Here is a 9,353-nt window from a genome sequence, read left to right on the forward strand (position 1 = left end):
AAGTATTTTCTCCTTAAAAATTTATTTTAATTACGGCCGTAATGTTTTAATGATTTAGATATTCTGTTATTTCCTGTTCTGTTTCAAGACTCAGAAGTATATCTTTCAGTTCTTTTCTTTTTATAATGTCAAAAATTTCATTTAACAGTTTTGAATGAAGCTTTTTCCCGCGTGTGGCAAAAGGAATAAAAATATTTACCATTTCACCGTCGTCGAATTTAACAGCCTCTTTCAAAATAAGCAGTGCAGCACCGTCATTGATTACGTTTTTTCCTATTGCCCCGTGGGGAATCGCAATCCCGTCAGCGACCACTATGTATGAACCGAATCTTTCTACAAGTTCTTTCATTTCATCTATATAATTTTCGGTAACATAATTTTGTTTTATCAGAAGTTCCCCGGAAACTCTTATTGCATCAGACCAGCTGTCAAGTCTGTCAATAATTTTTATATTATTTTCATTAATTAAGTTATGAAAATTTTCAGGTTTTATTTCTGAGTCGTCTATAATTTTATGACTGAAGTTTTCTCTTATTCCGGCTATTAGATTTTCTTTGTCTCTGGTGTCCAGAGTTACATTTTTTTCAATAACATCCATCAGCTTGATAAGAGAAATTTTGTTATCATTTTTTAAAATATTGTATTTTTCAATTTCTTCTATATCCTCCTTTTTTAGAAGGGGACTAATTTTGATAACAGGAATCCCGTAATTATTTTTTATGTTAATAGTGGTAAATATAAGCTCGATGTTATTATAATTTTTCAATGCATCTTCCAGCTGATGATACGGGAGAACATCAACTATATCAAGGTTGTAATGCTCTTTGAGGTTCTGTTCCAAAAGGCGTGAACTTCCATAACCCAGACCGCATACAAGAATAACTTTTTTTGGATATACATATGTATTTCGTTCTATTGATGCCTTAAAGTGGTATGCAAGAAGAGCGAGTTCTTCTTCGGTAAATTCTATATTCAGGGCTTTTTCCATATCATTCACGGCATTTTTTACAATTTCCAGTGTGGGATCCTGATTAATTATCAATTCACGAAAAGCAGTATTTTCCAGTTTGATTTTTTTAGTTATCCTGTATAATGTAGGCTTGATATGATATAAGAGACAGTTAAACAAAGTTTTATCCCCGGAGATGTCTATTTCCAGATATTTGTTAAAATTAGCTATAAGGCTCTGAACCAGAAATTCCACATTTATCCAGTTGTTAACCAGTGAAATATCAAAGTTGCATAAACTTATTCCAAGGATATAATCAGTTATTTCAATGATCCGGTATTTTGAAAATTTTATACTGATCAATTCCGAAAATTCCTTTGATGTGTCTCTGACCACAGCATATTCTTTTGTACTTTCCAAAAAGGAACTGTTAATGCTGTCATAGTCACTCTGCTTGGAAACAGTATCGCTTTTGTCATTTACCAAAAAACATAGAATAAGGGAATACAGTATTTCGTAAGAGTTATTCGAAAAATTCAGGGAGAACTTCTTTTCCAGTTCACGGATAAAACAGTTTATCTGCTGTCCTGATTTTTCAGGAATATTATTTTGAAAAAGTTCATAAATAATTTTGTCAAAATTCGATAAATAAAGTTCTTTTATATATATGGAAATAAATTTTGAGAATATTTCCAGCCGAAAACTTCTGATGTGTTTTTTGCTTCCGCTGATGTAAAAACCCTTGTTCTGTCTGTATTTAATGCTGAAATTGATATCTTTTATTTCATTTTTCAAAATTTCAAAATCACTTTTAATGGTAGTTCTTGAGACTTTTAGATAGTCTGCTGCCTTAGTGAGATTAATATCTCTTGAAAAACAAAAAAGCAGTTTCAGAATCTCGGTTCTTTCTTTTTGATTCAGGATATATGAATTGTTTAATGAAGAATTTATCCCAGAAAGCTCCTGTTCAGTATTAAAAAATAAGTTCCCGTTTTTTATCTGTATTTCTTCAAGTTTGCTCTTATGAAGAAACAGATTAATTTTATCCACATTGTATCTGATAGTCCTTTCGGATATCTGAAATATCTCCGCCAGTTCTTTATATCTGGAGGATGGTTTTTTTATTAAATATTTTAGAATATTCATTTCTCTTTGATTAAGCATTTTCATCACCACTAAAATGTTACCATCTTTTTTTCATAAATCAATTTACAAAGTGTTGCAAAAAAAATTGCAATAAAAATATTTTTTTAAATTAAAAAAGTCAGAAAGGCTTGATAAAAGTAAAGTGAAAGACAATGAGACAAGTACAGCAGCATGGTAGAAATGTAGACTTAAATACACAAAAAATGTATTATAAAATAAAAAAGCCCTTATTTAAGGCTTTTGGTAAACTTTTGTATTTTCTTTATTGCCCAGTCATAATGGCTGGAAGTACTTGAAACAAAGTAGGCACCAAGAGAAGTAGTTTTTGTCCACGGATAAAGTTTTTTTGTGAAAAGTTCGTCATTAGTGTGGCTTTTTATTATTTTTTCTATCTCATGATGGCTGTTATCAAGTTTTTTTCTGATATCTTTCAGACTTACATTCTGGTATTTTTTCCAGATAACAGCATTTAAATCGGGAAGAGTTTTCCATGTATAGCCTTCTGCCGGAATAACAGGCTTTTCACCTTTCATACCTGTTGTGTACCATTTTATCATCATAAGATGCCATTCATGAAGGTGTCCTAATACATCCCTTATATTTTTATCCCTGTCCTCAAAAGGAAAATTCATTTCCTGTTCTTCTTTTGAGAGAGAATCCACTAAATCTGTTAATTTATGATAATTTTTATTACTTAACGAAAGAAGTTCGTCTTTTGTTGTCGGTCTTGGCATAATATCACACTCCGTTTCTTTCTTTTAATTATACCTTGAAAAATATGACAAAATAATGTCATATTACTGATTTAAGGTGATAAATTTATTTGATTTTTTTGTGATATGAGTTAGAATGTAAATATACATATCAAACTAACCAAAAAGTCATGACTTATCAAAAAATATTTTCAGAAAAATAAAAAAGACCAGTATTGTTACCATGAATAATAAAATAAATTTATTAAGAAAAGGAGACGATATGAAAAAAATTGATAAAAAAGCCGAAGAAATGGATTTGAAAGAATTAGCTCTGTACATTGATTATTCTGTACTAAAACCGGAATTTACAAAAGAAGAGATTATAAGTCTGACTAAAGACGGAGTTCGGTTAGGCTGTGCCACAATCTGCATTAATCCAGGTTATTTGGAGCTTTGCAGTCCTTTTGTAAAAGACAGTGTGACAACATTATGTCCTGTCTGCGATTTTCCCTTTGGTACAAGCTCCACGGAGTCAAGGCTGAAACAAATAGAAACAGCTGCAAAATACGATACTGTGAAAGAAATCGATATTGTAGCTAATTTCGGGCTGATCAGAAGCGGCGACTATGAAGCAGTGACAAAGGATCTGAAAGCCTGTGCAGATACAGCACACAAATACGGAAAAGAATTAAAAGTGATTTTTGAGACTGATGCTCTTAATGAAGAGCAGATAAGAAAAACATGTCGGTGCTGTATTAATGCCGGTGTGGATTTCATTAAGACAAGTACAGGTTTTCTCACAGGCTTTGAGGCACACGGGGCAACCCCGGAAGTTATTAAAATAATGATGGAGGAAGTGGGGGATAAGTGCAAAATCAAAGGCAGCGGGTGTATTCGCACAAGAGAACACTTCCTTACACTGATTAATATGGGAATTGACCGTATGGGCATTGGTTATAAATCTGTTCCTGTTGTTCTGGGGATGGAAAAATAACAGGGGTATCGCCTGTGTTACCGATAAAATCTCTGCTAAGGATTTTATTACAAAAATAAACAACTGAAGATAGAATAAGGATAATATCATTTTGATGTTATCCCCTTCTCTTTCTCTCAGAACCGTTTTAAGCCCTTAAAATCAGAATCAAGGTTTTTACCAGTAGTTTTTTCACAAAAATGGTTCTGCAGAGGTGGAAAAATGTCAAACATAATAAAAATAGGAAATTCTTATGGAACTTTGATATCAAAGGAGATCTTAGATAGTTTAAATATAAAATCAGGAGATGAAATTGATTTTGAAATTAAGGATAATGGAATCTTAATAAAAAAACATGATAAAGCAGCTTTTTAGAGAAAAGTTCATAAAATGCTTTCAGGATAATTTTTTTATTTTATACTTTTATAAGGGAGATTTATTTCAATGTCTACCAACCTCTATCAGGATAATCCTTGGTTGCATCATAGTGAAAATTTTTTGTATCATATATAACTTTACAATTAGTTCCACCTTTATCTCTACATTTTTCTAGTGATTTGGCTATATTTTCCTTATATTTTGTGTACTCTAGGCTACGAGTTTTAATACTCAAAACAATACCATTAGATGAAGTAATGACAAATCCTTCACCAGAGAAGGTTGTTCCACAATTTGTTAAAGCAGTCTTTTTAGCACTACTTCTTTTTACATTTTTTCCACTGCCGCATGTCCCAGTATTTTTATCATAGGCAAATTCTTTATATATATAATAAGTAGATCCTCCACCATAATTATTATATGTTGGGTATTGACCAACAGGCTGATAGCTGCCACCAGCACATTGTTCCAGCGGAATAGTGTTAGCGGAACAAATGAATGTTAGGGCAAACAACATTGTTATAAATAATAATAATTTTTTCATATATTCTCCTTTGAATAATTTTATATAACTAAATACTAAATAAATTATAGTTTATTTAGTAAATAAAATCAATAAAAACTGTTGAAGTATTAGAAATATTGAGAAATATAACATAAATTTGCGAATGAAGTGAGTAGTAAACTTTTTGAAAATTAGAAGTAAATAATTAAAAAAAAACGTGACTTTAGTTAGCAGGTTTTTCGTGTTTATTCATAATGGGGATTATCGGACACACTTTTTATATGAAGTTACATTAAAAAAATAACCATAAATATACATCTTTCATTTCATAAAATTTTCTTATTTTTAATTAAATACAAATGATTTTATAGTTTTTTCAATAAACATTTTTATTTTATGTTATAATAAAATGAAATTTATTTTAGAGAGGAGTTTCTTCATGAATTATAGAATTGATTTTGTAGGTAAAGATGTCATGAATAACCTAAGTTTAAAGGATTGGGAAATAACAAGTTTTTCTTTTGTACATGATTGCAATCATAATGGTCCGAATAGAGACCCTGAAACAACACTAAAAATAACAGGTAGTATATTTTCAGATTCAAATAGTATTCAAAATATGGTAAAAGATGGTATAAATAGCTTTTTAAATTTTAATTTTTCATCTTTAACATCACTGTCGAGTTTAGCAACATTTGCAGGTAATTTATATAATACTAATAGCTTAAATACAAAAAAATTATTTGATTGGAGTAAGAAATGGTGCGGAGACGACTATTTAAAAGATGTGAAAGTGACAGTAAAACTTAGTGAAACAAATATAAGAACATATAAGTTTGAGAAAATGGAATGTGACTATTATCAAGAATCTTTTGATGTGGGCGGAAATGGTTATTTTACCATGATACTAAAACAGAGTAGATTTAATACAGAAAAAAATAGTTTGGAGGTTAATTCTTTTGGATTATAAAAAAATAAGTTTCACAAAAATATTAGATATGATTATAAAACTTATAGTATATTTGGCTTATCAGGGAACACGATTCTTTTTAATTTTCTATTGTTTTTTTTGCTTTGTAGTGCCTGTAACAATAGATATTTTTGTATTAAGATACAGAGATGATAAAGCACTTCATGAGATAAAAATTATAATTTTTGTGATACTAATTTTATTTATAACAAAGCTTCCAAGATATAAGATAAAGTGATTTATTTTCTTTTTCTTCTGTATTTTAAATACAATGCAAAGTTTAATGCATTTAGTAAATATAAAGGAATACCAAAAACTAACCCAGCACCAGATAAAAAAGAATCTGCCCCAACATTATTGGAAATTCCTGAACAAGTATTTACAAGTTTTAAATGTTCTAATGCCCTGAAATTTAGTACATTGCAATAGCCTGAATTAAACAAATTTTTAGAATAAGCAATGAAAATTTCATAAATAAAGGGAACAGTGATAAAAGGAATAATTAAAAATGCTATTTTTTTAGTGTTGTTAATTATATCTTTTTTGTTTATTTCCATATTTTCTCCTTAAAATTAAATTGAAATGAGGTATCTTATATATGAGTATAGCATATACAGCACGTAGAGGGAATACCATAAATTTTACAGTTGCAAGTATCGTAATAAAAACAAGCAAATCAATAACAACATATCAGATTTTATATGAAATGGTCTACGACTCAAGAACGGATAATGGAAGAATTTCGGTGTTAATGGACTTTTATTCAACAGCACTATTTATATATACAGAACCAAATAAGGTGTTAAAATCCCTTTTCAAAAAATTAACTTCATTATTTAAATCAAGATTTAATAGAGATTTTTCTCCGGGTTGGAAAAAATTATATCATGAGACTTGTGGGCATATGAATTTATATGTTGAAGTTTTAACAGGAACATCAACAGGAGTAACAAGAGCAATACAGTCGAGTACAAGAAGAAGTAGAGAGGATATGTTGATGAGTGCAGAAATAGCTGACGTTGGAATGGTTGATGATGGAAACTCGTTTTTTTTTAATGCAACTTCTGTCAAAAGTGGAGTACAAAAAAACATCTATTTATTAAAAAATGCACCATTAAGAAATTTTGCGACAGGTAAACCAGACATAGAAATAAAAATAGAATTATAAATAAACGTGTACCTTGAATCATTATTTTTTTAATTTATTTTTTAATTATAAAATCCTGATTTTTGTGTATAAAGGCAGCTGATAATATCAATTACTTTCTTTCATTTAAAAGGTTCTCTGTCAAGAAGTGGGGTCAAAAAAATAATCAACATCAGATGAAATCTTCAATTGTATCAGTTTTTTGAGTATTTCAAAACTTTTGATCCCATATGAGACCCTTTTTATTACCTTTATTTTATTATTGTAACCTTCTACAAATCCATTATCTATCCTTGTTTCAAATGAATTTACTATTTCTAAATACCAATTTCTATAAGTCTTCGATAAATACATACATTCTTTTATTCCTGATTTGGATAAATCTTCTATTAATTCTTCTAAACCTACTTTATAAGCTCTTATTGTTGACGATTTCCTATCTTTCAATACTGTCAATAACTCTCTTTCACCATTATATACTGCCAACTGATATTTTTCATTGTCTACATTTCCTTTTATTCCTGCTAAGGCTCTGTATACTAATTTTGCATTCTTTTTTCTTTCTACACTGTTCGACTATCTGTCTGTTAAAAATATCAACAAAAAGACAAATGCAGCTCCATTTGCTGTTTACTCTGATATATGTGAAATCACTTACCAATATTTCTAGAGGATTTTTACTTTTAAATTTTCTATTCAAAAGATTATCGGTCTCATTTTCCGGTATTTTCATATTAACAGGTTTGTAACTGGCTTTTGTATAGCTTGATACAAGACCAATATTTTCCATTATTATACTGATTTTTCTTCTTGAAACTATATATTTTAATTTAGAAAGTTCAATTTTTATCTTTCTGGTTCCATAATTATTTCTATTATCTTTGAATATTTTTTTATTATTTGTTCCCAAATATCATTATTTTCTTTTCCAAGCTGCTTCAACTTATTTTTTCTGTCCAGTTTAGTGTATAACCCATCCAGTTTAAGGAAAATCCAACCCTTCAGTAATAACAGTAAAAATTCCGCTTACTTTTTCTCCGAAACGGCTGTCCAGCTCATTCCACCAAGTCTTTGGCAATATCAGGAAGACATGTGTATCTGAATAAAATGAAGAATCAAACAGACGTATCTCATAGTCATCACTGATAATCCCGTTAAAACCACGGATTGTGATATATCTGTCAGCACCTGAGAAACTAAGCTTAATAACAAAATTATTATTGTCATATATAACATCCAGCCCCTCATCAGTCTCTTTTACACCAACATTCTTTTCAGGAATATATTCACCGAAATATTTTATAATATCACTGTCATATTCACGCCAGTCCACTATCACGCCAAAAAGATAAGAAAAAAGAACATCAAGTGGCAAATCCTTTTCCAGATTGCGGTTGTTCATTTCTTCCTTGTATTTTTCAAAAAATGAGTCCAGAGCTTCCTGTTCAGGTTCAAAAAGCAGTATACATTCATTTAAATCAGGTTTATTAATACTCATAAAACAATCCTCCTATAATTTTAAAAAGTTTTCCAAAAATAAAGCAACCCCGTTTTCAGAATTTTTTTTTGCAATATAGTCAGCTTTTGACTTTACATCGTCATTGGCATTTTCCATTGCAACTCCGTATTTTACTGAAAAAAGCATTTCAAGGTCATTTTCTGCATCACCGAAAGCTATTACTTCATCAGGATGAAAGCCATATTTTTCAAGAAGAAATTTTATCCCGTTTCCTTTTGAGACATCAGGATTCATTATTTCCAGAAAAGTAGGGCTTGAAAGACCTTTGTATATTTTATTCTTATATTTTTCTACAACATATGAATCTACTGTTTTTGTAGTGTCCACATCATTTATAAACATCATTTTATTAAAATCAAGTTTCGGCATATCATCAAAGTTGATTACATTTTCCTGTAACTGTGATTTTGTACCATAAGCTTTTGCTGTGTCGTTATAATCTTCAAGATACCATTTTTCATTACTGAAACCATGATAATACAAATTATTTTTTCTGCCGTAATCAATTAATTCACGTGCAATAGAGTCATCAAGAGTAAGCTCAAATATCTTTTTCCCCTCTGAATCATGAATTACCGCACCGTTATAATTTATAATCTCAGTATCAAGCTCCAGATGGTCATAAAATCTTTTCATTGCGAGAAAACTTCTCCCTGTGGCAATAAAAAATTTTATTCCCGCCTTTTTTAATTTTTCAATCATTTTTTTTGTTTCTTCAGAAATAGTACCGTTTTCATTAAGAAGAGTACCGTCAAGATCACTAAATACAGCTTTTATCATGGTATATACCCCGTTTCTACTAAAAGTTATTGTTATAAATAGTATATCATATGTTTATAAAAAAAATTAAGTATTGCAAATTTTTTTTCTTTTTTTCCTCTATTTTCATAGCTTTTATAAGTTTTATGACAGAATAAAAAATTTTTTTTGAACTAACCTATTGACTATTTATAAAATCAAGGTATCATATTGTTATCAATTAGTTAACAAAAAAGAGAAAAGTTTTTTTTTACCTAACGTGTTTACAAATAACTAACATAATTTACAGATAATGAATTTAGGAGGGAAACA

At 29.6% G+C, this 9,353-nt stretch carries 13 protein-coding genes; 5 read left to right on the forward strand and 8 right to left on the reverse strand.

Translation table 11 applies throughout. The annotated features are described in order from the left end of the window. Window positions 1-46: 46 nt before the first annotated feature. Window positions 47-2,113 carry a BglG family transcription antiterminator gene (locus tag NK213_RS17565; protein ID WP_253351604.1) on the reverse strand — a complete coding sequence of 689 codons (2,067 nt, stop codon included), beginning with the start codon at window positions 2,111-2,113 and terminating at the stop codon, window positions 47-49. A 209-nt stretch (window positions 2,114-2,322) separates the two neighbouring features. Then, window positions 2,323-2,829 (reverse strand): ClbS/DfsB family four-helix bundle protein, encoded by a 507-nt coding sequence (locus NK213_RS17570; protein ID WP_253351606.1) that lies wholly within the window; start codon window positions 2,827-2,829, stop codon window positions 2,323-2,325. Between the two features lie 241 nt (window positions 2,830-3,070). Between NK213_RS17570 and deoC the strand changes: the two genes are divergently transcribed. Both deoC and NK213_RS17580 read left to right on the forward strand, forming a co-directional pair. Further along, window positions 3,071-3,784, forward strand: coding sequence for a deoxyribose-phosphate aldolase (gene deoC / locus NK213_RS17575; protein ID WP_253351608.1), 714 nt, complete (start codon window positions 3,071-3,073; stop codon window positions 3,782-3,784). Window positions 3,785-3,985: 201 nt separating this feature from the next. Continuing rightward, on the forward strand, window positions 3,986-4,138 hold the full coding sequence (locus tag NK213_RS17580) for an AbrB/MazE/SpoVT family DNA-binding domain-containing protein (protein ID WP_253351610.1): 153 nt from the start codon (window positions 3,986-3,988) through the stop codon (window positions 4,136-4,138). Between the two features lie 73 nt (window positions 4,139-4,211). Here NK213_RS17580 and NK213_RS17585 read toward each other — a convergent pair whose 3' ends face one another. Next, on the reverse strand, window positions 4,212-4,685 hold the full coding sequence (locus NK213_RS17585) for a DUF4189 domain-containing protein (RefSeq protein ID WP_253351612.1): 474 nt from the start codon (window positions 4,683-4,685) through the stop codon (window positions 4,212-4,214). A gap of 400 nt (window positions 4,686-5,085) precedes the next feature. Between NK213_RS17585 and NK213_RS17590 the strand changes: the two genes are divergently transcribed. Next, on the forward strand, window positions 5,086-5,616 hold the full coding sequence (locus NK213_RS17590) for a hypothetical protein (protein ID WP_253351614.1): 531 nt from the start codon (window positions 5,086-5,088) through the stop codon (window positions 5,614-5,616). Then, on the forward strand, window positions 5,606-5,854 hold the full coding sequence (locus NK213_RS17595; protein ID WP_253351615.1) for a hypothetical protein: 249 nt from the start codon (window positions 5,606-5,608) through the stop codon (window positions 5,852-5,854). Before NK213_RS17590 ends, NK213_RS17595 begins: the two co-directional genes overlap by 11 nt. Before the next feature lies 1 nt (window position 5,855). Here the strand turns inward: NK213_RS17595 and NK213_RS17600 are convergent, their stop codons facing one another. Continuing rightward, window positions 5,856-6,173, reverse strand: coding sequence for a hypothetical protein (locus NK213_RS17600; RefSeq protein WP_253351622.1), 318 nt, complete (start codon window positions 6,171-6,173; stop codon window positions 5,856-5,858). A gap of 41 nt (window positions 6,174-6,214) precedes the next feature. Here NK213_RS17600 and NK213_RS17605 point away from each other — a divergent pair, with 41 nt between their 5' ends. After that, window positions 6,215-6,784, forward strand: coding sequence for a hypothetical protein (locus NK213_RS17605; RefSeq protein WP_253351624.1), 570 nt, complete (start codon window positions 6,215-6,217; stop codon window positions 6,782-6,784). A 120-nt stretch (window positions 6,785-6,904) separates the two neighbouring features. Here NK213_RS17605 and NK213_RS17610 read toward each other — a convergent pair whose 3' ends face one another. The 4 genes from NK213_RS17610 to NK213_RS17625 all read right to left on the reverse strand — a co-directional run bounded on the left by NK213_RS17610 (window position 6,905) and on the right by NK213_RS17625 (window position 9,062). Beyond that, complete coding sequence (locus tag NK213_RS17610; protein ID WP_256478822.1) at window positions 6,905-7,249, reverse strand: transposase; 345 nt, start codon at window positions 7,247-7,249, stop codon at window positions 6,905-6,907. Between the two features lie 10 nt (window positions 7,250-7,259). Next, window positions 7,260-7,673, reverse strand: a complete 414-nt coding sequence (locus tag NK213_RS17615) for an IS3 family transposase (protein WP_253351627.1) — start codon at window positions 7,671-7,673, stop codon at window positions 7,260-7,262. A 72-nt stretch (window positions 7,674-7,745) separates the two neighbouring features. Next, window positions 7,746-8,261 carry a hypothetical protein gene (locus NK213_RS17620; protein ID WP_253351629.1) on the reverse strand — a complete coding sequence of 172 codons (516 nt, stop codon included), beginning with the start codon at window positions 8,259-8,261 and terminating at the stop codon, window positions 7,746-7,748. A gap of 12 nt (window positions 8,262-8,273) precedes the next feature. After that, window positions 8,274-9,062, reverse strand: a complete 789-nt coding sequence (locus NK213_RS17625; protein WP_253351631.1) for a Cof-type HAD-IIB family hydrolase — start codon at window positions 9,060-9,062, stop codon at window positions 8,274-8,276. Window positions 9,063-9,353 lie beyond the last annotated feature (291 nt).

This window comes from Sebaldella sp. S0638, assembly GCF_024158605.1.
GTDB lineage: Bacteria > Fusobacteriota > Fusobacteriia > Fusobacteriales > Leptotrichiaceae > Sebaldella.